Raw genomic sequence first — 365 nt, forward strand, 5'->3', positions numbered from 1 at the left:
CCCTCTCAATCTTCCAACGCCCACGGCAGATAGGGACCGAACTGTCTCACGACGTTCTAAACCCAGCTCGCGTACCACTTTAAATGGCGAACAGCCATACCCTTGGGACCTACTTCAGCCCCAGGATGTGATGAGCCGACATCGAGGTGCCAAACACCGCCGTCGATATGAACTCTTGGGCGGTATCAGCCTGTTATCCCCGGAGTACCTTTTATCCGTTGAGCGATGGCCCTTCCATTCAGAACCACCGGATCACTAAGACCTACTTTCGTACCTGCTCGAGCCGTCACTCTCGCAGTCAAGCTAGCTTATGCCTTTGCACTAACCTCACGATGTCCGACCGTGATTAGCTAACCTTCGTGCTC

General features: G+C 54.0%; 1 rRNA gene. It reads right to left on the bottom strand.

The features are described from left to right. A 23S ribosomal RNA gene (locus CVN76_RS00605) occupies nucleotides 1–365 on the bottom strand; the annotation flags it as partial.

It is taken from the genome of Bacillus sp. mrc49 (assembly GCF_002803435.1).